Below are 21941 nucleotides of genomic sequence, written 5' to 3' on the forward strand. Positions count from 1 at the left end.
GGTGAAAGCCGTCACCGTCCAAACGGATGGTGCGAATCTATCGGGCGACCCGATTCAGGACGAAAACGGGCAACGGGCGCCCGGCCTCCTCCTGCTCCATCGCGTACCCGGGCCAGAACGCGAGCAGCTCGCGCCACATCGCGGCGTACTCCTCGCCTTCGAGCTCCCGGGCGACGACCGTGACGGGGCGCCCGGCGAGCGCGACCTCGGCCTTCGGGTCGGCACGCAGGTTGAGGGTCCAGGCCGGGTTGTTCGGCCGGCCCCAGTTGGACCCGGTCAGCACGAAGTCGCCGCCGTGCGGGAAGTAGAGCAGGTTCGTGCTGCGGGGCAGCCCGCTCTTGCGGCCGGTGGTCGTCAGGCGCAGGGACGGCAGCCCGGCGAGCGCCACGAGGCTCACCCGGCCGCCGAACACCTTGTGCAGTTTCTTGTCCGCCCAGACGACCACGACGGCCGAACGCATCAGCCACGGCTTCGTGCCGAGGGCCCGGGCCAGTGCCCGGAGAGGATTAGCCACGCACAGATCTTGCCAGGCTCACCCCGAAGCGCTGCTGGGAGTCGGTCCACCACCGGTCGAGGGCGAACCCGGCCGCGGCCAGCTCGGCCTCGACCCCGGCGGGCCGGAACTTGGCGGAGATCTCCGTCCGGATGTGCTCCCCCTCGGCGAACCGCACGGTCAGGTCCGCACCGGGGATCTCGACGGTCAGCTCGCGCCGGGCGCGCAGCCGCATTTCGATCCACTCGTGCTCGGCGTCCCAGTGCGAGACGTGCTCGAACTCGTCGAGGTCGAAGTTCGCGCCGAGCCGGGCGTTGATCACCCGCAGCACGTTCATGTCGAACTCCGCCGTGACCCCGGCCGCGTCGTCGTACGCCCGCTCCAGCGTCTCGGCGTCCTTCACCAGGTCCGTGCCCAGCAGCAGCCACTCCCCCTCGTCCAGGACCTCCCGCACCGACCGCAGGAACCCGGCGCGCTCGGCGGGCAGGAAGTTCCCGATCGTGCCGCCGAGGAAGGCCACGACCCGCGGCTGGCCGCCGGGCAGCAGGTCCAGGTGCTGGGTGAAGTCGCCGACGACACCCCGGACCGCCAGCCCCGGGTAGTCCGCCGAGATCGACCGGGCGGCGTCGGCCAGCGCGGACTCGGAGACGTCGAGCGGGACGAACGCCTCCAGCGTGCCGTGCGCGGTGAGCGCGTCGAGCAGCAGCCGGGTCTTCTCGCTCGACCCGGAACCCAGCTCGACGAGGGTGTGCGCGTCGGTCAGCTTCGCGACGTCGCCGGCGTGCGCGGCCAGCACCTCACGCTCGCTGCGGGTCGGGTAGTACTCCGGCAGCTGGGTGATCTTCTCGAACAGCTCGCTGCCCTCGGCGTCGTAGAACCACTTGGGCGGCAGCCACTTCCGCTCGGCGGTGAGCCCGGCGACGACGTCCGCACGCAGTTCGCCGGTGACGGCGTCGCCGGAACGGTGGTGGTCGAGATCGGGTTCGGTCACGAGATGTCCTCCTCGGTCAGGGGAAGCAGTTCCACGCCGGCCGCGGTGGCGCGCACGGCGTGGTGGTCCGGGACGGGCGTCCAGCGCGGGTCGCCGTCGACGGGTTCGGACGCCAGCAGCACGCCCTCCGGGGTTTCCAGCAGGGACAGTGCGTGCGTCCAGGTGGTGCCGATCAGGGTTTCGCCGTCGGTGAGCAGGAAGTTGAGCCGGGAGCCGGGCGCGGCCGCCTCCACGGCGGTCGTCAGCCAGACCACCGCCGAGAGCGGGTCTTCCCCGGCCGCGAGCCGGGCCCGCAGCAGGACCCAGAGCACGACCGAGTCCGTCGGCGCCTCCAGCGTCAGCAGCTCGGTGATGGGCAGGGTCTTGGCCAGTTCGGCCAGCGAGTCCGGGAAGCCGCGGACGACACCGTTGTGGCTGAACAGCCACCGGCCCGTGGTGAACGGCGCCGCGGCCGCCTCGGTCACCGGCATGCCGGTGGTGCCGTTGCGGGCCGCGGCGACGAACGCGTGGGTGGTGAGCGCCGCGGCCAGCGGCGGCAGCGCCTCGTCCGTCCACAGTGGAGTCGAGCGCCGGTGCCGCAGGGGCGCCGCGTCCGGGCCGAGGTACCAGCCCAGCCCGAAGCCGTCGGCGTTCACGGTGCCGCCGCCCCGCATGTCCGCCGGTGCGTAAGCCTGCACCAGCAGCGAATGCGGCGCGCGAAAAACCGCCTCGGCGGGGGAAACGGGCGCGCCGAGGTACGCGATGTGCCTGCACATGGCCCCTAGCCCACCTCGCCCGGGCCCGCGTCGCGGGCCGTGCGGAAGCCGGCGAAGATCTGCCGCCGGATCGGGTAGTCCCAGTTGCGGAACGTGCCCCGGATCGCCGCCGAGTCGGTGCCGAACGAGCCGCCGCGCAGCACCTTGTACTCGGGCCCGAAGAACACTTCGGAGTACTCCCGGTACGGGAACGGCGCGAAGCCCGGGTAGCCGTACAAGTCGGTGCTCGTCCACTCCCAGACGTCACCGATCAGCTGGTGCACGCCGGTGGGTGACGCGCCGGCCGGGTACGCGCCCGCCGGTGCCGGGCGCAGGTGCCGCTGGCCCAGGTTGGCGTGCTCGGCACCCGGTTCCTCGTCACCCCACGGGAAGCGGCGCGACCGGCCGGTGGCCGGGTCGAACCGCGCGGCCTTCTCCCACTCGGCCTCGGTCGGCAGCCGCCGGCCCGCCCAGGCCGCGTACGCCTCGGCCTCGAAGAACGAGACGTGCACGACCGGCTCGTCGGCCGTGATCCGCTCGTAGACCCCGAACCGGGTGCGCCACCAGCCGTCCTGCTCCCGCTTCCAGAACCGCGGTGCGGTGATGCCGTTCTGGCTGCGGTAGGCCCAGCCTTCCGGGCTCCACCAGGCTTCGTCGTCGTACCCGCCGCTGTCGAGGAACTCGGCGTAGGCCCCGGAAGTGACCGGTGTCGTGTCCATCCAGAACGCCTCGACGGCCAGCTCGTGCGCCGGGCGCTCGTTGTCCAGCGCCCACGGCTCGGCCGAGGTGCCCATGGTGAACGCGCCGCCGGGCACCAGGACCTCGGCGGGCAGGGCGCCCGACCGCGCGGGCGGCGGCTCGGGCGCGTGCAGCACCGGGTCGCCCTGGCGCAGCTGGTGGGTGGCCAGCATGGTTTCGTCGTGCTGCTGCTCGTGCTGGGTCACCATGCCGAACGCGAAGGCCCGCTCGGTGAGCCGGCGCCCCTGCAGCGGCACCCGCTCCAGCACGTCGAACGCCTTTTCCCGCACCTCGCGGACGTAGCTGCGGGCCTCGGCCGGGCCGAGCAGCGGCAGCGCCGGCCGGTCGGCGCGGGCGTGCTGGAACGCGTCGTAGATGTCGTCGATGTCCGGGCGCAGCGGCTCCCGGCCGCCGACGTCGCGGACCAGCCACAGCTCCTCCTGGCTGCCGATGTGCGCCAGGTCCCAGACCAGCGGCGACATCAGCTTGGAGTGCTGCTTGATCAGGTCTTCGTCGTCGACCGCGTCGGTCAGCGCGATACTGCGCGCCCGGGCCCGGGTCAGTGCCTCCGCCGCGCGGGCGCGCAACTGTTCGGCGCCCAGTTCGTTCGACTCCGTGGTGGTCATGCTTCGCTCCTCGATCGGTACGCGCGCCCCTGCACGCTCTCGCTGATCTCGGTTACGGATTCCGTGCTCAGCCCGGTGCTGCCCAGCTCGGCACAGCCGAGGTCGGCCAGCGCGGCCGCGACGGCCGCGATCTCCGGATCGGCCAGGCCGCGGCCCGCCGCCCTCGTCCACCGGTCCGCCACCGGCGCGCACAGGCCGCGCACCTTGTCCACCGTGGACGGACGGGCGAGCAGCGCGGCGACCAGCGCGGTCGGTGCCAGCCAGTCGGCCGGCGGCTGGGCGTCGAGGTACCGGATCTCCAGGTACCCCTGCGGGCGGACGGGGGTGAACATGGTGCTGAGGTGGTAGTCGAGGTCCGCCGACGTGGGCCTCGGCAGCAGCGCCGCCGAGCCCCGGCCCTCGATCCAGTCGGCGAACGTCAGCCCCTCCGGCGCGTCCCACGGCCGGTCTTCGCGGGGCAGCACCATCAGCGGGGTGTCCATCATGCGCGTGGCCCACTCCGCCGCCGGGTCGTCCGGCACGCCCGCCGTGCGCGTGCGGATCGCCTCGGTGTCGTGCACCGCGAGCCAGCGGGCGGAGGCGTGCCCCGTGTCGCGCCCGGCGTGGACGCGGGAGTTGGCGAAGAGGGCGAGCAGCGGCGGGCCCATGGCGTGCGCGGCCGCCCAGCGGGCCGCGTGGTGCTCGGCCTCCCCGGCGTCGAGGCACACCTGCAGGCCGGCGGTGCTGCACATCATCGTGATGCCGCCGGGACCGATCGGCGCGAACCGGCGTTCCATCGCCGCGTAGCGCGGCGTGTTCAGGACCCGGCGCGGCGCGCGGTGCGCGTCGATACCGGATTCACCGAGCTGGAGGCCGCGGGAGGCGAGGAGTTCACCCAGGTGGCGGAGATCGGCCGAGACGACCGCGTCGAGTTCACGCAGCGTGGCCTGGGGATGAGCGGAGATTTCGACCTGGCCCCCGGGCTCGAGGCTCACTGGTGAACCTGCCGGGAGGGGGGTCTCGGGGCTGTCGGGGCGGAGTGTCCGCGGGGTGTGCGGGCCCAGCGCCGTGGCGAGGAGGTCGGGATCGAGCGGTCTTGCCGGGTCGTCGGCGTGGTGCACGGTGAATTCCAGCTCGACGCCGGTCAGGCGCGGCGGGCCGTGCTTGAAGCACACCGATGCCACGTACGCCTCCCCGGCCGCACGGTCCGCCAGGACCCGCGCGGTGCGGTTGGACGCACTACCCGACTTCTCGGGAAACTCGTGCACCGTAGACGCTTCTGTCATGTCAATCCTGTCCCGTGTGATGGAACTTTCTCGACATCGGACGCTACACGCGGGGTACGACAAATTCAGGGGTGATCCTGCCCCTCAGGACGGGGTCACCACTCCGTAAGAAGTCCCGGATCAGGGCAAAGAGGATTCCGTGCCCAGCCCCAGTTCGGCGGCCGAGGCCCGGACGGCCTCGATCACCAGGTGCAGCGCCGGACGGCGGAACGCGGTACGCCGGTAGGCGATCGACACCGTTCGGAGCAACGGCGTCGTGAGCGTCACGACGTCGATCCCGGGCGGGCGCAGCAGGCGCAGGCCCAGGTCGGAGACGAGGGTGATGCCGAGCCCGGCGCCCACCATGGCCATCGCCGTGGACTGCTCCTCGACCTCGTGGTTGATCTTCGGGGCGAACCCGTGGCGCCGGCACGCCGTGCGCATCGCCCGGCCGAAGTGCGACTTCGGGCTGGCCAGGATCCAGGGGTGCTCGGCGAGGTCGTCGAGCGAGGCCGAGCCGGAGGGCACCGCACCGCGCGGTACCGCCGCGTGCAGCCGTTCGACGGCCACGACCGCCCGCTCCAGGCCGGCGTCCCAGGGCATCGGCGCGTCGGAGTAGTCGATGACGAAGGACAGGTCGAGCACGCCGTCCCGGACCGCCTCGGCGGTGTCCTCCGGGGCCAGTTCCCGGGTCCGGACCTCGATGCCCGGGTGCGAACCGGCCAAGGTGTTCAGCGCCGTCGGGAGCAGGCCGGAGGCCACCGACGCCCACACCCCCGCGGTCAGCCGGACGGTCCGCGCGTCCTGCGCCTCCTCCAGCGCGAGCGTGGCCCGCTCGACCGAGCCGAGGATCTCCTCGGCGTGCTCGGTGAGCAGCTTGCCCAGCTCGGTGAGCTGGACCCGGCGGCCCAGCCGTTCGAACAGCTTGGCCCCGACGTCCCGTTCCAGCTGCGCGAGCTGCTGCGACACCGCCGACGCGGTGTAGTGCAGGGCCGCCGCGGCGGCGGTGACGGTGCCCCGGCGGTGCAGCTCGCGGAGCATCTTCAGCCGATGCAACGAAAGCTCCATGCACCAAACCTAAACGAGATCGTGCAGCAGCGTTAAATGGACGCGAAGGCCACCCGGGGCGCACGCTCGTGGTGGCGGTCACGAGGCCGCCCCGACTCCCCGGAGGTAGTGGCCCTGATGACCCCCCGCAACGCCGAGCCGCTGATGCGACTCTCGTGGACCGACCCCGTCACCGGCGCGAACGGCTACCTCGTCGTGCACAGCCTGGTTTCCGGCGTCGCCACCGGCGGCACCCGCATGCGGGCCGGCTGCACCATGAGCGAGGTCGAGGACCTCGCCCGGGGCATGGCCAACAAGACCGCGACCTTCAACCTGCCGGTCGGCGGCGCGAAGGGCGGCATCGACTTCGACCCGAAGGACCCGCGTGCCTTCGGCGTCCTGACGCGCTTCTGCTCGTTCCTCCGCCCCTGGCTGGACGCGCACTGGGTGACCGCGGAGGACCTCGGCGTCCCGCAGCACCTGATCGACGCCGTGTTCGCCGACCTCGGGCTGGAGCAGTCGTACCACGCCGCGATCGGCCGGTCGGCCGATCCGGAGCGCACCCTGCGCCGGGTGCAGGCCGGCCTCAACGCCCCGGTGCCCGGCGGGCTGCTGCTCGGCGACGTCGTCGGCGGTTACGGCGTGGCGCAGGCGTGCCTCGGCGTCGCGTCGGCGTGGGACTGGGACGTGCGCGAGACGACCGTGGCGATCCAGGGCATCGGCACCATGGGCGGCGGCGCAGCCTACTACCTGCACGAAGCCGGGATGAAGGTCGTCGCGGTCGCCGACGCCGCGGGCACCCTCTACGCACCCGAAGGCCTCGACATCCCGGCCCTGCTGGACCTGCGCGACCGCTTCGGCGAGGTGGACCGCAAGCGGCTGCCGTCCGGGATCAAGGTGCTCCCGCGGGACGCCGTCGTGTCCACGGACGCGGATATCTTCGTGCCGGCGGCGATCTCCTACGCGCTGCGGCCCGACAACGAGAACCTCGTCAAGGCGAAGGTCGTCATCGAGGCGGCCAACGCGGCGACGACACCGGAGGCCGAAGCAGCGCTCTCGGCTCGTGGGGTGGCCGTCGTGCCGGACTTCGTGGCCAACGCCGGTGCCGCGGCCTGGGCGTGGTGGCTGCTGCTGGGCGAGGTCGGCGCCGACCCGGCCGACTCGTTCCTGCGGCTGCGCACCGAGATGCAGGCCAAGGTGGCGCTGCTGCTGGCCGACTGGAAGATGGACCGGATGCCGCTGCGGGTCACCGGCCTGAAGCTGGCCGAGACGAACCGGGCCGCGCGCGCCGAAGCGGCGCTCACCCCCGAAGGTGAGCCGGCGCTGCTCATCCCGTGAGCCGGGTCCGCGCGGCGCCTCGTCGGGGAGGCGCCGTGCGGAAGCCCTCAGCCCGCGAACCGGTCGGTCGCGCCGACCAGGACGTCCTGCATCGAGACGTCCCCGGTGGAGTGCCCGACGTCGTTCAGCATGACCAGCTCACTCCCCGGCCAGCCGTGGTGCAGCAGCCACGGGGTGCCGACGATGTTGGCGGTGTCCAGCACCCCCTGGGCGAGCACGGCGGGGATGTCCGCGAGCTTGCCGACGTTGCGCAGGATCTCGCCGTCGGGCAGGAACGCCCGGTTGCCGAAGTAGTGCGTGACCAGCCGCGCGAAGCAGAGCCGGTAGGCCGGGTCCTCGAAGACGTCGTGCGGCGGGACGCCGGGCAGCATCGCGTCTTCCCAGGCGCACCAGTCCGCGGCCGCCTGGTGGTGGACCTCGGGATCCGGGTCCAGCAGCAGCCGGTTGTAGGCGGCGGAGAGATCACCGTCGCGTTCGTCCTCCGGAACGCCGTCGCGGAACTTCGCGAAACCCTCCGGGAAGTACGCGCCGAGGCCGCGGATGAGCATCTCGACCTCGAGGAAGCGGTCGGTCGCGAGGCCCATCAGGACCATTTCGCTGACCCGGCCGGTGTGGCGCAGCGCGTACGTCAGGCTGAGCACGCACCCCCACGAACCGCCGAACAGCAGCCACTTCTCGATGCCGAGCCGGGTCCGGAGCAGTTCGAAGTCGGCGACCAGGTGGTCGGTGGTGTTGGCCGACAGGTCGGCGGCCGGGGCCCCGGCGTGCGGGGTGCTGCGGCCGCAGCCGCGCTGGTCGACGAGCACAACGCGGTACTTCGCCGGGTCGAAGTACCGGCGAAGGTTGGTCGAGCACCCGGAGCCGGGCCCACCGTGCACGACCAGCGCGGGCTTGCCGTCGGGGTTCCCGCAGGTCTCCCAGTAGATCTCGTGTCCGTCGCCGACGTCGAGCAGGCCGTGCTCGTACGGTTCGATCGCGGGATACAGCCCAGCCATCAGCGCGTCCTTCCCAGCGGAATACAACAGCGCTGTCACATTAGCGGCGACGCGCTCTCTCCGCGCTGCCTTTTGGCTCAGTTGAGCGAGCCGGCCAGCTCGTCGAGGGTGTCCGCCAGCTCCCGCGGGCCCGCCGGGCCGATGTGGATGACCTCGTCTTCGCCCGCGCCGGAGGTGTAGCTGAGGTAGCGGCCCCAGTCGGTGTCGGCGTAGTGCAGCGGCTGGCGCAGGCAGGTGTGGCGGCCGACGTCGTCCCGGCGCCCGACGTAGAGCTCCCCGCTGCCGGTCACCGGCCGCTGCACCAGGCTGACGACGTCGGCGATCGCCGGGGGCAGCGGGTAGGCCTCGGACCCTCGGCGGGCGGCCTCGGTCAGGTCCGCCACCCGGACCGTGCGCGGGTTGCCGCCGCCGGGCCCGACCGGCGGCAGCTGCTCGACGAGCGACTCGGCGAGCCGGTTGCGGTCGATCTCCTGCACGCCGACGTGTGTCCCGTCGGAAACGGCCAGGATCGCCTGAAGCCCCTTCGCCGCGGCGAGCACGCCGTAGGTCTGGCCGCCGGTGCCGACCCAGCCGTAACACTCCCGCGCCGGCGCCACCAGCAGCGGCAGCCAGTCGAGGAAGTCGACGGAAGCCCGCCCACGCCCGTCGACCAGCCCGGCCTCCGCCAGGGCGTCGTCGATCCGCTGGCCGGCCTCGTCACGCTCCTCGTCCGAGAGCCACAGCGGCTCCGGGCGCAGGGTGATGTGCAACTGGCCGACCTGTTCGCGGTCGGCCAGCGCGGCCAGTGCCTCGACCGGAACATCCACCCGGCCTGTAACCACGTCCACCCGCCTATTCGCTCTACTCGCCGATGACCGGCGGACTGGTCCGCTGGTCGGTGCCGAAGATGGCGTCCGGGTCCGCCTCGATCAGGTAGTCCGGCCGCTGGTGTTCATCATCTTCCTCACCCTCGCCGCGCCGCCCGCCGGCACCCATCGGGCCGCCCGCCTGCCCGGCGCGCCCGCCGGCCGACCGAGCGGCCGCGGCCTCCGCGGCGGCCGCGTTCCCGAGACTGCCCATGCCGGAGCCGCGCCCGCTGCCGAGCCCACGCTCCCCCGCGGCGCCGGATCCACTGCCCGTGCCGCCGGCACCGCTGCCGGAGCCGGTTCCGCCGATCGGCCGGCCGCTGGAGTCGAGAAGCCGTCCACCGGCACTGCCACTGGACGGACCACGCCCGCCGGGACCGGTGCCGGTGCCCGTACCTGTGCCGCCGGGTTCGCCGAAGGTGTTGGAGTAGTTCTGGCCACCGCCGCCCCCGCCGGTACCGGTCGGGTAGAAGTCGACGCCCCCGGTTCCGGGCGGCGTCTTGCCGGGCCGGTCGGATCCGGTCGTCTGGCCGGGCTTGGTGCCGGTGGGCAGGGTCGTCGAGCCGGTCGGCCGGGTCGTGTCCTCGCCGATCCCGACGGGCCGGTCCGTGCCGCCCGGCCGATCGGTCCCGCCGGGGCGGTCCGTCCCGCCTGGCCGATCGGTGCCACCGGGCCGGTCCGTGCCACCGGGCTGGTCTTTCCCGCCGGTCTGCGTGGTGTCGACGCTGGAGGTCGAGGTGTGGTCGTTGTTGTTCTCGGTGGTGTTGTTGAAGTGCTCCACGTGCGCGGGCGGCGTGGGCGGCGGCGGCCCGACCGGCGGCGGTCCCGCCGGGGTTTTGACGGAGATCGCGGCGCCGTCGGACTCGAGGACACCGTATTCCGTCGGCAGGGCGGACCGGGTGCTGTCGGTGGCGCTGCTGTACTGGTCCATCACGCGGACGTTGGTCTCGTTCGCCGCGTTGTACTTCGTCATGCCTTCTTGGTAGTTGTCGATGTCGTCCTTGGCCATGAACGGCCCGGCGATCGGGATGGCGGCCTTCAGGCCGACGCTCCAGGCGCTGGGCTTGTCAGGCTTTGGCGGCACGACGACGACGGCGTTGCTCGAATCTTCGAACACCGCAGCTTGGGTCTTGACCGAAGCCGTGGTCGCATCCAATGGCTCCGAACTGTCACGAAAGGCCTGTTCCATGGGCCCCGCACCCGCACTCGCGGCCTCCGCCGCGGTACCGCTCCAGGAGCTCACCATGCGCTCCTGCAGCGCTTTGATGCTCGCCCCGTGCTCCATGTAGGCGTCGGACAGCTCCTGGACCGTGTCCGCCATCTGCTGGAGCCCTCGGGTGTCACCCTGTCTGAAGTTGTCGAAGATCTGCTTGCCGTCCACCCGTCAAGCCCCCTTGAGTGTCTTCATGATGCTCGCCGCCACCTGGTTGGCCGCCCCGCAGGAGTCGTCCGGTCCCTGGTAGCCCTGGGCGTACACGTCGAATGTGAGATCGTCGGCGATGCCGACACCGAGGCCGCAGTTCCCCGTCGACCTTGCGTCCGCGATGTCGTAGTAGACAGCCGGGTAGCCCTCGACGTCCGGGGCGCGCTCGAGGAACCGGATCAAGGTCTTGTTCTCGTAGCCGCGATAAAGCCCCGCCAGGCCACCCGCACCCCGGTCGCGGTTTCCCGTCGCGAGTGTCACGGACAGGCCGATGCCCTCACCACGCAGCTTCCACGAGCAAGACGGCCCGGCCTCGGTGAAGGCCGTGTCGCCCTTCGCCTGGTACACACCCGGGTCGGTGTAGCGCAGCGGGGTGAGTACGTCCGGCGGGACGATCGCGCAGGTGTCGGAGACGTACTTGCCCGGGTCCAGGGGAACGGCGACCTTCGGCACATCCGGATCCGCCGACGGCGCGTCGGTCGCCGACGATCCCGCCGTCGACGGCGAAGCCGTACCACCGGTCGTCGTCGTGCACGCGGTCGCGAGCCCCGCCGAAACGGTCAGCAGGAGTGCCAGGACACCCAATTTGCTTCGGAACAAGTTCAGCTCGCCTATGCCTTGAAGGTGTCGGACAGGTCCTGGTCGGTGACCACGGTCTTCGACTGCGCTTCCTTGAGCTTCTTGATGTAGTCCTGCGCGTACTTCTGCATGGACGTGTTCTGGCTGTACAAGGCGATGATCGAGTCGGTACTGGTGGAGGCGAAGCTTCCGCTGGCCGGGTCGTTGCCGGGCGCCATCCCGCTCGCGACGGCGAGCTGCCGGATCTTGGTGCCGTCGTCGACGATCTTGTCGAGGACGTCCTCCCACTGGCCGATCACGGCGTTGAGCTCCTCGGGATCCATCTGGAACTGGCCGCCCTGGCCCCCGCCGCCGTAGACCGGCGCCGAGCTCGTCAACGCATCGCCCCAGAGCGCTTGCGCCGCCTGTCCGGCTTCGCCGATGATCACGACCCGCCCCTTCCCCTCAGTTCACCCACCGTGATGGTGCAAAGACTAGCCAACCGTCTCACTCCGTGTCAGCGAATCGGCGCAAGCTTCAGACGATGGGGACTTCCGGGCGGTTCCCGGCGACTCCGGGTCACAAGACGTACGTACGGATTGCGAGATCCCGGTCCGCGATGCCAGGATTCGAGGATGCCACGCGTAAGCCAGGATCACCTCGACGCAAGACGGCGCCAGATCCTCGACGGCTCGCGGGTGTGCTTCGCGCGCTACGGCTACGAAGGTGCCACAGTTCGCCGGCTCGAGGAAGCCACCGGACTCTCCCGCGGCGCCATCTTCCACCACTTCCGCGACAAGGAATCGCTCTTCCTCGCCCTCGCCGAGGACGACGCCATCCGGATGGCCGACGTCGTCGCCGAGCAGGGCCTGGTCCAGGTCATGCGTGACCTGCTGGCCGGCGAAGGCGAGCACCCCGCCGACTGGCTCGGCACCCGCCTCGAGGTCTCGCGGCGGCTGCGCACCGACCCGGAGTTCCGCGCCCGCTGGGCCGAGCGCTCCGAGCAGCTGACCACCGCGACCCGGCTGCGGCTGCTGCGGCAGCGGGAGGCCGGGAACCTGCGTGACGACGTCGACGTCGACGTCCTCACCGCGTTTCTCGAACTGGTCCTCGAAGGACTCGTCTCGCACCTGGCGATGGGCCTGCCAGGCGCCGGCCTCGGCCCGGTGCTCGACCTCGTCGAGGAGACCGTGCGGCGGCACCGGCCCGGCACCGCCTGAGCCGCCGTGTTCCAATGGCCCGCGTGGATCTCCTCGAGGCGCACGGCCAGGCCATCCGGGCGTTCGGCGACGCGGTGCACGCCGCCGGGGCCGGCGACTGGGGCCACCGGACGCCGTGTACGAAGTGGACCGTCCGCGACCTCGTGAACCACCTCGTCGCCGAGCAACTCTGGGCGCCTTCGCTGCTCGCCGGCGCCACCCTCGACGACGTCGGCGACCGGTTCGACGGCGACGTCCTCGGCGACGACCCGGCCGAGGCCTGGGACACGGCCGCCGAAGCCGCGCGGGAAGCCTTCCTCGACGACGGTGTGCTCGAACGCGCCGTGCACCTTTCCTACGGCCTGGTCCCCGCTCGCGAGTACGGCTGGCAGATGACCGTCGACGCCGCCGTGCACAGCTGGGACCTCGCGACCGCGCTCAGCCTGCCGAGCCCCGTCACCGAGCCGCTGGCCGAACGGCTGATCGACGTCGTGCGCCCGTGGGTGGACGACTGGCAGGGCCTCGGCCTGTTCGACCCGCCGGTCGCGGTGGGCCGCGCGGCCGGGCCCACGGCCCGCCTCGTCGCCCTGCTCGGGCGCCGTCCGCGCTGAAACACCCGGCATCGCCCGGCGAGGTGAGCGCGCCGACACACCGATATCCGGCACCCCGCGCGCGGGGACACGTTAGGATTGTCCGCATATCCGCAGTACACGCCGATTTCCCGCTAGGAGTGACCGTTTCGTGCGCGCAGCGCAGTCACCCGGTGACAGTACCGGGCCGGGTGACCGACCCGGCTGTCCGATAGGTTCGCCCACCGCCACCACGGCGGGTGCGGAATGATGCAAATCCTCTTCGCCGTGCTCGGCGTCCTCGTCTTCGTGCTGCTCACGGTCGGCACCGGACTCGCCGTCGCGGCCGAGTTCTCCCTGACCGCGCTGGAACGCAGCACGGTGGACGCCAACGTGCGCCAGGTCGGCGACCGCCGTTCCCTGACCGTCCAGAAAGCCCACCGGACGCTCTCGTTCCAGCTCTCCGGCGCCCAGGTCGCGATCACGCTGACCACCCTCATCACCGGTTACCTGGCCGAGCCGCTGATCGGCGAGCTCGTCCGGCCGGTGCTGACCGGGATCGGCCTGCCGACGGCGTTCGCCGCCGGCGCGTCGATCGTGCTCGCCCTGGTCATCGCCACCTCGCTGTCGATGATCCTCGGCGAGATGGTGCCGAAGAACCTCGCGATCGCCCGGCCGCTGCCGACCGCCCGCGCGGTCACCGGCTACCACTCGCGCTTCTCCCTGCTGTTCCGCTGGCTCATCACGCTGATGAACAACAGCGCGAACTTCCTGGTGCGCAAGTTCGGCGTCGAACCGCAGGAAGAACTGCGGTCGGCGCGGTCGCCGCAGGAACTGGGCTCGATCGTGCGGTCCAGCGCCGAGAGCGGCACGCTCGACACGTCCACCGCGGAGCTGCTGGACCGCTCGCTGCGGTTCGGCGAGCGCACCGCGGAGGAGCTGATGACCCCGCGCGTGCAGCTCGAGGCGCTCGAGGTCGACGACACCATCGAGGACCTCATCGCCATCTCGAACCGCACCGGGTTCTCGCGGTTCCCGGTGCACGCCGAGGACCTCGACGACGTCCGCGGCGCGGTGCACGTGAAGCAGGCCTTCGCCGTGCCCGCCGCCGACCGCGCGAAGGTCCCGATCGGGTCGGTCATGCGGCCGGTGCCGACCGTGCCCGAGTCCCTGCCCGGCGACGACCTCCTCAACCGGCTGCGCGATTCGCGGTTCCAGCTGGCGATCGTCGTCGACGAGTACGGCGGCACCGCCGGGCTGGTGACGCTGGAGGACGTGGTCGAGGAGATCATCGGCGACGTCCGCGACGAGCACGACGACCGCGAAGCTCCGGCGTCGCAGCAGGTCGGCACCGACAGCTGGCTGGTGTCCGGGCAGCTGCGCCCGGACGAGGTCACCGACGTCACCGGGTTCCGGATGCCGGACGGCGACTACGAGACCATCGCCGGCCTGATCCTCGAACGGCTGGGCAAGATCCCCGCCGAGGGGGACGCCGCCGAGGTCGACGGCTGGCGGCTCACCGTCACCACGATGGACAAGCGCCGGGTCGCCGAGGTCGAGGTGGCCCCGGTCCGCACCGAGGAACCGGCGGACCGGCCGGCGGAACAGGAGGTGGCCTCGTGAGCGACTGGCTGAACATCGCCCTCGTGGTGCTCCTGCTGCTGCTCAACGCCTTCTTCGTGGGCGCGGAGTTCACGCTCATCTCGTCCCGGCGCGACAGGCTGGAAGCGCTGCTGGAGCAGGGCAAGACCCGCGCGAAGATCGTGATCAACGCGAGCAAGCACGTCTCGCTGATGCTCGCGGGCGCGCAGCTGGGCATCACCATCTGCTCGCTGCTGCTCGGGCGGCTCGGCGAACCCGCTGTCGCGCACCGGCTCTCGGCGTTCTTCGACCTGCTCGGGCTGCCCGAAGGGCTGCTGCACCCGATCTCGTTCGCGATCGCACTGGCCTTCATCACCGTGCTGCACGTGCTGATCGGCGAGATGGTCCCGAAGAACCTCGCGATCGCCGAGCCGGAGAAGCTCGCGCTGTGGCTGGTGCCGGTGCACGTCGGCTGGGTGAAGATCGCGAACCCGTTCATCTGGCTGCTGAACTTCGTCGCGAACTCGCTGCTGCGCGCGGTGAAGGTCGAGCCGAAGGACGAGCTGGAGACGGCCTACACCTCCGACGAGCTGGCCGAGCTGCTCAGCGAATCGCGCCGCGAAGGCCTGATCGACCAGTCCGAGCACCGGCGGCTCACGCAGACGCTGTCCTCGGTGCAGAAGACGGTGTCCGACGTGCTGGTGCCGACGGCGGATCTCACGACCCTGCCGTGCGGGCCGACGCTCGGCGACGTGGAGCGGGCGGTCTCCTCCACCGGCTTCTCGCGGTTCCCGGTGTGCACCGACGACGGGCGGCTGACCGGCTACATCCACGTGAAGGACGTCCTCGACCTGGCCGGCGAGGACCCGGCGACGATCGTGCCCGCCTCCAAGACGCGGGCGCTGACCGAGCTGCGGGCCGACGCCCGGCTGGACGTGGCGCTTTCGGCGATGCGCAAGGAGGGCAGCCACCTGGCGCGGGCCCTCGACCTCACCGGCAACGCCGTGGGCGTCGTCGCGCTCGAGGACCTCGTCGAGGAGTACGTGGGCACCGTGCGCGACGGCACCCACGTGGGCGCATGACCGCGCTCGACGTGCTCACCGAACCGGACTGGCTGGCCCGGGAGGCGGCGCACGCCGGCCGGATGCGCCGGTGGACGGTCCCGCACCAGGAGCGCCAGTCCCGGGGCGAGAAGCACCCGGTGCTGGACTTCCTGTTCACCTACTACTCGCACCGGCCGGGTCACCTCGAACGCTGGCAGCCCGGGCCCGGCGTCGCGCTCGCCGGTCCGGCGGCCCGGCGTTTCCTGGACCGGAAGGGCTATCTCGAGACGGCCGACGGCGTCGTCCTCGATCCGGCGGGCTTCACCGAGCGCAAGGCGAAGACGGCCGAGTTCGTGCTCGGCCTGCTGAGCGCGACGGCGTCGCGCGCGCCCCGGCTGAGCTGTTTCGGGCTGCACGAGTGGGCGATGGTCTACCGCGAGCCCGCGGATTCGGTGCGCCACGACCAGGTTCCGCTGCGCCTCGGGTCCACGGGCACCGACGCGGTGGTCGAGTCGCTGGAGATCAGGTGCGGGCACTTCGACGCGTTCCGGTTCTTCACCCCGCCCGCGCGGCCGCGCAACGCGCTGGAGCCGACGCGGGCGACCCAGGTCACCCTCGAGCAGCCGGGGTGCCTGCACGCGAACATGGACCTGTTCAAATGGGCTTACAAGCTCGATCCATATGTGCCGGCGGAGCTCGTCGCCGACTGTTTCGAGCTCGCCGCCGAGATTCGTGAACTGGACATGCGGGCGAGCCCGTACGACCTGGCGGACCTCGGCTACCCGCCGGTGCGGATCGAGACTCCGGAGGGCCGGGCCGAATACGCCCGTGCGCAGGCCGGTTTCGCCCGCCGGGCGACGCCGTTGCGTGCTCGGCTGATCGCGCATTGCCATCGCCTGGTCAGCCCAGCCGAGTGAGGAGAGCACAGGCAACACGACTGTGAGTCAGATTATTCCGGGGCCGCTGATCACCTGTTAGGGTGATAACGGTTTCATTGCATAGCTGCGCGTGCTTGACATGCGCTCACCCTCGAAAGGACGACGATGGGGCGACACGCCCGGGAGGACGAGCCGGTGCCGCACCCCGTGGACCGCACCGGGGCGCAGCGCGTCCCCGGCGAGGGCAGGCCCGCCACCCCGCGGCGCCCGCGCCCGGGCGAGTCCACCGGATCCCATCAGCCCGCCCGCCCGAGTGAGCCGAACGGTGACTTCCAGGCTTTCGGCCCCGGCGAAGAGGCCCGCCGCCGTAGTGACGTGAGCGGTTCTTTCCAGGCCTTCGGCCAGGGTGAAGCCACCGGTCCACACCGGACTCCGGGCCGCGCTGAAGGCCGCGGTGAAACCAGTGGCGCCTTCGAGGCGTTCGGCCAGCCCGAAGTCACCGGCCCCCGCATCTCCGACCCGCACGCCCCCGGCCGCGGCGACGCGAGCGGGGCGTTCCAGGCCTTCGGTCAGGCCGAGGGCACCGGTCCACACCGGACTTCCCGCCGTGGCGAAGCCAGCGGAACCTTCCGCGCCGCCACGCGAGCCGAGTCCCCCGGCGCTCCGGCTCGTGGCACCTCCGGCACTCCGGCCCGCGGAGAAGCGAGCGGCACGTTCCGCGCCGCCACCCGAGGCAAGGCCGCCGAGTCGCCCAGTGCCCCGACCCGAGGCGAATCCACGGAATCCTCCCGCACTGCCGCTCACGGCGAAGCCAGCGGCACCTTCCGCGCCGCCACCCGAGGCAAGCCCGGCACCCCGGCCCGCGGCGAATCCACCGAATCCTCCCGCACCACCGGACACGGCGAAGCCAGCGGCACTTTCCGCGCCGCCACGCGAGGCAAGCCCGGCACCCCCGCCCGCGGCGAATCCACCGACTCCTCCCGCACCACCGGACACGGCGAAGCCAGCGGCACCTTCCGCGCCGCCACCCGAGGCAAGCCCGGCACCCCGGCCCGCGGCGAATCCACCGGCTCGTTCGACACCGGCGCTCGAAGCAAGGGGACTCCCGGGCGAGGCGAAGCCAGCGGCACTTTCCGCGCCCTCACCCGAGGCAAGTCCAACACCACCCCCGCCCCAGGCGAGTCCGGCGGTTCCCCCGAGACTCCCGCCCGCGGCAAGTCCACCGGCACCTTCCGGGCCCCCGCGCGCGGGGAATCCCCGGACGGCGGCGAATCCACCGGCTCGTTCCGCACCCCGGGCCGGGGCGGTTCCACCGGGGCCTTCCCCGCGTCCGGCAAGAGCGAAGGCTCCCGCCGGGCCGGCCGGAAGGACACCCCCGGCTCGCGCCGGGCCCCCGGGCGTGGCGAAGGCACCGGGCCCCACCGCCGCGGCGAAGACTCCCAGCGCGCCGTCAGCGACCTCGAAGAGACCACCGTCCTGCGCGCGACCGGCCGCGGCGACGACACCGGCTCCCACCGCGTGGCCGGCAAGACCGAGGACACCGGCTCCCACCGGGTCGCGGTCAAGAGCGAAGAGACCGGCTCCCACCGGACCCTCGGCAAGGGCGAGGCGACCGGCTCCCACCGCATCGTCGGCAAGAAGGCCCCGCGCCGCAAGATCGCCGGCTGGCCGATCGCCTGTGTCGTGCTCGCCGCGCTCATCGGGCTCGGCATCGTCGGCTGGAACTGGGCCGACAGCGAGCTCAACAGCCGCGCCGAGGCGCAGGCCGCCAGCTGCTCCGGCGGCACCTCGCAGATGCGCGTGATCGTCACCCCGAGCGTGCAGAAGCCCCTGGACGCCGCGGCGAACCGCTGGAACCAGGCGGCGACCGTCGTGCACGGCCAGTGCGTGCACGTGACCATCGAGGCCAAGCCCTCGGCGCAGGTGCTCGACGCGCTGGTCGGCCGGGCCAACATCAACGCGATCGGCGGGCTTCCCGCCGCGTGGCTGCCCGAGTCGACGTACTGGGTCAGCGAGCTCACCACCAAGAAGCCCGAGCTGATCGGCTCGCCCGCCCAGTCGGTCGCCACCGCGCGGTCGGCCGACTACCCGTTCATCGGGCTGACCGGGCCGGGCATCGACGACACCGTGCTGCGCGCCGCCCAGACCTTCCGCGAGTACCTGGAGCAGCCGGCCCAGCAGGCCGACTTCACCGCCGCCGGGATCAAGGCCGCCTGAGGCTCAGGCCGGGCCGACCCGCGTGCCGTTGTCGAGCTCGGTCAGCACGGCCAGGTCGTCGTCGGCCAGCTCGAAGTCGAACACGCCGAAGTTCTCGCGGGTCCGGGTCGTGGTGGCCGACGCCGCCACCGCGACCGTGCCGCCCTGCAGGTGCCACCGCAGCACGATCTGGGCCGGGGTCTTGCCGTACTTGGCCGCCAGCGCGGTGACCGTCTCGTCGGACAGGAGCGCGCTGTTCGCGGCCGGGCTCGAAGCGCCGGTCACGATGCCGTGCTCGTCGTGGAACTCCCGCAGCGGGACCTGCTGCAGCCACGGGTGCAGCTCGACCAGGTTGAGGGCCGGGACGGTGCTGGTGGAGTCGATCAGGCGGCGCAGCTCGGCCGCGCTGAACCCGGCCACGCCGATCGCGCGGGCGCGGCCGTCGCCCCGCATCCGGGACAGGGCGCGCCAGGTGTCGGTGAACGCGCCGTTGGTGCCGTCCACCAGGACCAGGTCGACCCGTTCGGCCTGCAGGCCGGCCAGCACCTGGTCGGCCGCGCGGCGGGTGGCGTCGTAGCCCTGGACGGGCATCTTGACGCTGACGAAGACCTCGTCGCGCGGGACGTCCGACGCGGCGAGGACCGCGCCCAGCGCCTCCTCGGTGCCCGGCGACGTGTCGATGCCGCGGTAGCCGGTGTCGAGGGCGATGCGGACGGCGCGGCCGGTCTCACTGGCGGTCAGGCCGCCGACGCCGAACAGCAGCTGGGGGATGCGGACTCCGTCGGACAGGGCTAGCGAAGGCGGAACGGCCATCAACCGGTGATCCTCACTTCGGATGCTGCGCGGGGCTACCGGAGCCCATCATTCCACCAGGGCGGCCCGCTCGCGCAGGTACGCGGCGGTCGCCGGGTCGGCCGGGAAGAACGACTCGATGACCAGCTCCGCCACGGTGACGTCGAGTGGTGTGCCGAACGTCGAAACCGTGCTGAAGAACGTCAGGTCGGTGCCCTCGTGGCGGAACTTCAGCGGCACGAAGATGTCACCCGGTCCGGGGACCTCCACCTCGGGCACCGGCTGGTCGCACGGGTAGGCGCGCAGCTCGGCCAGCAGTTCGGCGAGGCCGGAGTCGGCGGTCTGGCCGACCTGACGGCGCAGCCGGCCCAGCAGGTGGGCGCGCCACTCCCCCAGGTTGAGGATGTGCGGCGCCATGCCGTCGGGGTGCAGGGTCGCGCGGAGCACGTTGGTGGTCAGCTCGGGCGCCAGGCCGGCGACGAACAGCCCGGTGGCGGCGTTGGCGTCGACGAGGTTCCAGTTCCGGTCGACGACGGCGGCCGGGTACGGCTCGTGCCCGGTGAGCAGCTGCCGCACGGCCTGGCGGACGGCGGACATCTCGGGATCCCCCAGCGCGCTCTCGGTGTAGGCGGGCGCGTACCCGGCGGCGAGCAGCAGCCGGTTCCGGTCCCGCAGCGGGACGTCGAGGTGCTCGCCGAGGCGCAGCACCATGTCCCGGCTCGGCCGGGACCGGCCGGTCTCCACGAAACTGAGGTGGCGGGTGGAGATGTCGGCGGAGATCGCCAGGTCGAGCTGGCTGATCCGGCGCCGGTCGCGCCATTCCCGCAGGAGCTCACCCACCGGCCGCTGCCGCGCGGCCGCCCGCACCGAAGTCGTCACGGGAGCGACGCTACGACGATCACGGGGGCACTGCCATTACTTCGGGGGTAATGGCTCGACTTCTTCGAACGCGGCCCGTCCGCCGCGGTTTTACCTCACGCGTAATCGACGCGCCGCCGCCGCGGCGCCAGAGTTGCTCTCAGCGAGGGACGGCGACAACCCGTTGTCCCCCAACCGAAGGAGCAACCCATGAGCGACGTCCGGACCATTGTGGAGCAGTACATCGCCGTCTGGAACGAGACCGACGCCGAGAAGCGGCGGGCGCTCGTCGCCGACGTCTTCACCGAGGGTGCCGGGTACACCGACCCGCTCGGGTCGGTCGCCGGCCACGACGGGATCGACCAGTTCGTGGCCGGGGCGCAGGCGCAGTTCGGCGGGCTCACCTTCAGCCTGCCCGCCGAGCCCGACGCCCACCACGACCTCGCCCGGTTCCAGTGGCACCTCGGCACGCCCGGCGCCGAGCCGGTCGCGATCGGCTTCGACGTCGTCGAGCTGGAAGACGGCCGGATCGCGAAGGTGCACGGTTTCCTCGACAAGCTGCCCGGCTGAACGCGCGAAAGGGCGGGCTCCCCCGTGAGGAGGAGCCCGCCCTGAACCCGCTCAGCTCTTGAGCGCGCCCCGCCAGCGGACGGTCGGGCGCAGCTTGTCCATGTTCACCCGGTGCTTGTTGGCCCCGACGATGTCGAACATCGACTCGATGAGCGTGTCCGACAGCAGGTGCGGGTCCAGGCCGAGGCCGACCAGCCCGGTGTGCTGCACGTTGTAGTAGTGCTCCGGGGCCTCGCTGCGCGGGTTCTCCAGCTGCTCGATCTGCACCGGGCCGGGGAACCGCTCGGCCACGAGGTCGGCGATCGCGGCGACCGACAAACTCTCGGTCATCTGGTTGAAGACGCGGAACTCCCCCGCGTCGGCGGGGTTCTCCACGGCGAGCCGGATGCACTCCACGGTGTCGCGGATGTCGATCAGGCCGCGGGTCTGGGCGCCCTTGCCGTACACCGTCAGCGGCTGCCCCAGCACCGCCTGGATGACGAACCGGTTGAGCACCGTGCCGAACACCGCGTCGTAGTCGAAGCGGGTGGCCAGGCGCGGGTCCAGCGCGGTCTGCGGCGTCTGCTGCCCGTAGACGACGCCCTGGTTGAGGTCCGTGGCCCGCAGCCCCCAGGCGCGGCACGTGAACTCGATGTTGTGCGAGTCGTGCACCTTCGTCAGGTGGTAGAACGAACCCGGCCGTTTCGGGAACAGCACGCGGTCCTTGCGGCCCTTGTGCTCGACGTCGAGCCAGCCTTCTTCGATGTCGATGTTCGGCGTGCCGTATTCGCCCATCGTGCCCAGTTTGACCAGGTGGATCGACGGGTCGATTTCGGCGATCGCGAACAGCAGGTTCAGGTTGCCGACGACATTGTTGTGCTGCGTGTACACCGCGTGTTCACGGTCGATCATCGAATAGGGCGCGGACCGCTGCTCGGCGTAGTGGACCACGGCGTCCGGCGCGAAGTCGCGGACCGCGTCGAAGAGGAAGTCCGCGTCGAGCAGGTCACCTTCGTAGCTGGTGATGCGCCGTCCGGACACCTCCTCCCACGCGGCGATCCGGTCCGGGAGCGTCTCGATCGGGACCAGGCTTTCGACGCCGAGCTCGACGTCGTAACCCCGGCGGGCCATATTGTCGAGAACGGCCACCTCGTGGCCTTTGTCCGATAAGTGCAACGCGGTGGGCCAGCCCAGATAACCGTCACCGCCGAGAACCAGCACTCGCATTGTGCCGCCTTTCCTGC

The 21941-nt window shown here is 71.8% G+C and carries 22 protein-coding genes; 8 read left to right on the plus strand and 14 right to left on the minus strand.

The genetic code is table 11. The features are described 5' to 3' along the window. Positions 1-37: 37 nt before the first annotated feature. The 6 genes from ACIOD2_RS05205 to ACIOD2_RS05230 all read right to left on the minus strand — a co-directional run bounded on the left by ACIOD2_RS05205 (position 38) and on the right by ACIOD2_RS05230 (position 5894). Positions 38-460, minus strand: coding sequence for a nitroreductase family deazaflavin-dependent oxidoreductase (locus ACIOD2_RS05205; RefSeq protein WP_400535413.1), 423 nt, complete (start codon positions 458-460; stop codon positions 38-40). 46 nt (positions 461-506) lie between these two features. Next, positions 507-1484: an L-histidine N(alpha)-methyltransferase gene (gene egtD / locus ACIOD2_RS05210; RefSeq protein ID WP_400534622.1), complete on the minus strand. Its 978-nt coding sequence runs from the start codon at positions 1482-1484 to the stop codon at positions 507-509. Continuing rightward, complete coding sequence (gene egtC / locus ACIOD2_RS05215) at positions 1481-2239, minus strand: ergothioneine biosynthesis protein EgtC (protein WP_400534624.1); 759 nt, start codon at positions 2237-2239, stop codon at positions 1481-1483. Before egtC ends, egtD begins: the two co-directional genes overlap by 4 nt. 5 nt (positions 2240-2244) lie before the next feature. Continuing rightward, positions 2245-3582 carry an ergothioneine biosynthesis protein EgtB gene (gene egtB, locus ACIOD2_RS05220; RefSeq protein ID WP_400534626.1) on the minus strand — a complete coding sequence of 446 codons (1338 nt, stop codon included), beginning with the start codon at positions 3580-3582 and terminating at the stop codon, positions 2245-2247. Further along, positions 3579-4847: a glutamate-cysteine ligase family protein gene (locus ACIOD2_RS05225; protein ID WP_400534627.1), complete on the minus strand. Its 1269-nt coding sequence runs from the start codon at positions 4845-4847 to the stop codon at positions 3579-3581. Before ACIOD2_RS05225 ends, egtB begins: the two co-directional genes overlap by 4 nt. Positions 4848-4967: 120 nt before the next feature. Continuing rightward, positions 4968-5894 carry a LysR substrate-binding domain-containing protein gene (locus tag ACIOD2_RS05230; protein WP_400534629.1) on the minus strand — a complete coding sequence of 309 codons (927 nt, stop codon included), beginning with the start codon at positions 5892-5894 and terminating at the stop codon, positions 4968-4970. Positions 5895-6011: 117 nt separating this feature from the next. On the opposite strand from ACIOD2_RS05230, the gene ACIOD2_RS05235 reads away from it, so the two are divergent. After that, a complete protein-coding gene (locus ACIOD2_RS05235; RefSeq protein ID WP_400534631.1) occupies positions 6012-7211 on the plus strand; it encodes a Glu/Leu/Phe/Val dehydrogenase dimerization domain-containing protein in 1200 nt (399 codons plus the stop codon). A gap of 47 nt (positions 7212-7258) precedes the next feature. Here the strand turns inward: ACIOD2_RS05235 and pip are convergent, their stop codons facing one another. From pip to ACIOD2_RS05260, 5 genes are all read right to left on the minus strand, one after another. Next, the gene (gene pip / locus ACIOD2_RS05240; RefSeq protein ID WP_400534633.1) at positions 7259-8206 is read right to left on the minus strand and encodes a prolyl aminopeptidase; all 948 of its coding nucleotides are present in this window, start codon (positions 8204-8206) and stop codon (positions 7259-7261) included. Between the two features lie 77 nt (positions 8207-8283). Then, positions 8284-9012, minus strand: a complete 729-nt coding sequence (locus tag ACIOD2_RS05245; protein WP_400534635.1) for an ESX secretion-associated protein EspG — start codon at positions 9010-9012, stop codon at positions 8284-8286. Positions 9013-9046: 34 nt separating this feature from the next. Continuing rightward, positions 9047-10432, minus strand: a complete 1386-nt coding sequence (locus ACIOD2_RS05250) for a WXG100 family type VII secretion target (RefSeq protein ID WP_400534636.1) — start codon at positions 10430-10432, stop codon at positions 9047-9049. Between the two features lie 3 nt (positions 10433-10435). Next, positions 10436-11074 (minus strand): DUF3558 domain-containing protein, encoded by a 639-nt coding sequence (locus ACIOD2_RS05255; protein WP_400534638.1) that lies wholly within the window; start codon positions 11072-11074, stop codon positions 10436-10438. An 11-nt stretch (positions 11075-11085) separates the two neighbouring features. Further along, positions 11086-11481 (minus strand): hypothetical protein, encoded by a 396-nt coding sequence (locus tag ACIOD2_RS05260; protein ID WP_400534639.1) that lies wholly within the window; start codon positions 11479-11481, stop codon positions 11086-11088. 186 nt (positions 11482-11667) lie between these two features. On the opposite strand from ACIOD2_RS05260, the gene ACIOD2_RS05265 reads away from it, so the two are divergent. From ACIOD2_RS05265 to ACIOD2_RS05290, 6 genes are all read left to right on the plus strand, one after another. Then, positions 11668-12252 (plus strand): TetR/AcrR family transcriptional regulator, encoded by a 585-nt coding sequence (locus ACIOD2_RS05265; RefSeq protein WP_400534640.1) that lies wholly within the window; start codon positions 11668-11670, stop codon positions 12250-12252. A 23-nt stretch (positions 12253-12275) separates the two neighbouring features. Beyond that, the gene (locus ACIOD2_RS05270; RefSeq protein WP_400534641.1) at positions 12276-12842 is read left to right on the plus strand and encodes a TIGR03086 family metal-binding protein; all 567 of its coding nucleotides are present in this window, start codon (positions 12276-12278) and stop codon (positions 12840-12842) included. A 225-nt stretch (positions 12843-13067) separates the two neighbouring features. Beyond that, on the plus strand, positions 13068-14423 hold the full coding sequence (locus ACIOD2_RS05275; protein ID WP_400534642.1) for a hemolysin family protein: 1356 nt from the start codon (positions 13068-13070) through the stop codon (positions 14421-14423). Beyond that, positions 14420-15463 carry a hemolysin family protein gene (locus ACIOD2_RS05280; protein ID WP_400534643.1) on the plus strand — a complete coding sequence of 348 codons (1044 nt, stop codon included), beginning with the start codon at positions 14420-14422 and terminating at the stop codon, positions 15461-15463. Before ACIOD2_RS05275 ends, ACIOD2_RS05280 begins: the two co-directional genes overlap by 4 nt. Next, positions 15460-16341, plus strand: a complete 882-nt coding sequence (locus ACIOD2_RS05285; RefSeq protein ID WP_400534644.1) for a 3-methyladenine DNA glycosylase — start codon at positions 15460-15462, stop codon at positions 16339-16341. The genes ACIOD2_RS05280 and ACIOD2_RS05285 overlap by 4 nt, the downstream gene beginning before the upstream one ends. 126 nt (positions 16342-16467) lie before the next feature. After that, positions 16468-18519: a hypothetical protein gene (locus ACIOD2_RS05290; RefSeq protein WP_400534646.1), complete on the plus strand. Its 2052-nt coding sequence runs from the start codon at positions 16468-16470 to the stop codon at positions 18517-18519. 3 nt (positions 18520-18522) lie between these two features. Here the strand turns inward: ACIOD2_RS05290 and ACIOD2_RS05295 are convergent, their stop codons facing one another. Beyond that, positions 18523-19311, minus strand: coding sequence for an aldo/keto reductase (locus ACIOD2_RS05295; RefSeq protein WP_400534648.1), 789 nt, complete (start codon positions 19309-19311; stop codon positions 18523-18525). Positions 19312-19359: 48 nt separating this feature from the next. Beyond that, positions 19360-20169, minus strand: a complete 810-nt coding sequence (locus ACIOD2_RS05300; RefSeq protein ID WP_400534650.1) for a helix-turn-helix domain-containing protein — start codon at positions 20167-20169, stop codon at positions 19360-19362. A 189-nt stretch (positions 20170-20358) separates the two neighbouring features. On the opposite strand from ACIOD2_RS05300, the gene ACIOD2_RS05305 reads away from it, so the two are divergent. Beyond that, positions 20359-20718, plus strand: a complete 360-nt coding sequence (locus tag ACIOD2_RS05305) for a nuclear transport factor 2 family protein (RefSeq protein ID WP_400534652.1) — start codon at positions 20359-20361, stop codon at positions 20716-20718. Between the two features lie 51 nt (positions 20719-20769). Here ACIOD2_RS05305 and ACIOD2_RS05310 read toward each other — a convergent pair whose 3' ends face one another. Beyond that, entirely contained in the window at positions 20770-21924 is a 1155-nt protein-coding gene (locus tag ACIOD2_RS05310) for an NAD-dependent epimerase/dehydratase family protein (RefSeq protein ID WP_400534654.1), read from the minus strand. Positions 21925-21941 lie beyond the last annotated feature (17 nt).

It is taken from the genome of Amycolatopsis sp. NPDC088138 (assembly GCF_044741685.1).
Taxonomy (GTDB): domain Bacteria; phylum Actinomycetota; class Actinomycetes; order Mycobacteriales; family Pseudonocardiaceae; genus Amycolatopsis.

Bases quoted from the DNA above. Each gene is read 5' to 3' on its own strand.
- ACIOD2_RS05205 (WP_400535413.1), bottom strand. From the start codon at position 460: ATGCGTTCGGCCGTCGTGGTCGTCTGGGCGGACAAGAAACTGCACAAG.
- egtC (WP_400534624.1), bottom strand. From the start codon at position 2,239: ATGTGCAGGCACATCGCGTACCTCGGCGCGCCCGTTTCCCCCGCCGAG.
- egtB (WP_400534626.1), bottom strand. From the start codon at position 3,582: ATGACCACCACGGAGTCGAACGAACTGGGCGCCGAACAGTTGCGCGCC.
- ACIOD2_RS05225 (WP_400534627.1), bottom strand. From the start codon at position 4,847: ATGACAGAAGCGTCTACGGTGCACGAGTTTCCCGAGAAGTCGGGTAGT.
- ACIOD2_RS05230 (WP_400534629.1), bottom strand. From the start codon at position 5,894: ATGGAGCTTTCGTTGCATCGGCTGAAGATGCTCCGCGAGCTGCACCGC.
- ACIOD2_RS05235 (WP_400534631.1), top strand. From the start codon at position 6,012: ATGACCCCCCGCAACGCCGAGCCGCTGATGCGACTCTCGTGGACCGAC.
- pip (WP_400534633.1), bottom strand. From the start codon at position 8,206: ATGGCTGGGCTGTATCCCGCGATCGAACCGTACGAGCACGGCCTGCTC.
- ACIOD2_RS05265 (WP_400534640.1), top strand. From the start codon at position 11,668: ATGCCACGCGTAAGCCAGGATCACCTCGACGCAAGACGGCGCCAGATC.
- ACIOD2_RS05275 (WP_400534642.1), top strand. From the start codon at position 13,068: ATGATGCAAATCCTCTTCGCCGTGCTCGGCGTCCTCGTCTTCGTGCTG.
- ACIOD2_RS05285 (WP_400534644.1), top strand. From the start codon at position 15,460: ATGACCGCGCTCGACGTGCTCACCGAACCGGACTGGCTGGCCCGGGAG.
- ACIOD2_RS05290 (WP_400534646.1), top strand. From the start codon at position 16,468: ATGGGGCGACACGCCCGGGAGGACGAGCCGGTGCCGCACCCCGTGGAC.
- ACIOD2_RS05295 (WP_400534648.1), bottom strand. From the start codon at position 19,311: ATGGCCGTTCCGCCTTCGCTAGCCCTGTCCGACGGAGTCCGCATCCCC.
- ACIOD2_RS05305 (WP_400534652.1), top strand. From the start codon at position 20,359: ATGAGCGACGTCCGGACCATTGTGGAGCAGTACATCGCCGTCTGGAAC.
- ACIOD2_RS05310 (WP_400534654.1), bottom strand. From the start codon at position 21,924: ATGCGAGTGCTGGTTCTCGGCGGTGACGGTTATCTGGGCTGGCCCACC.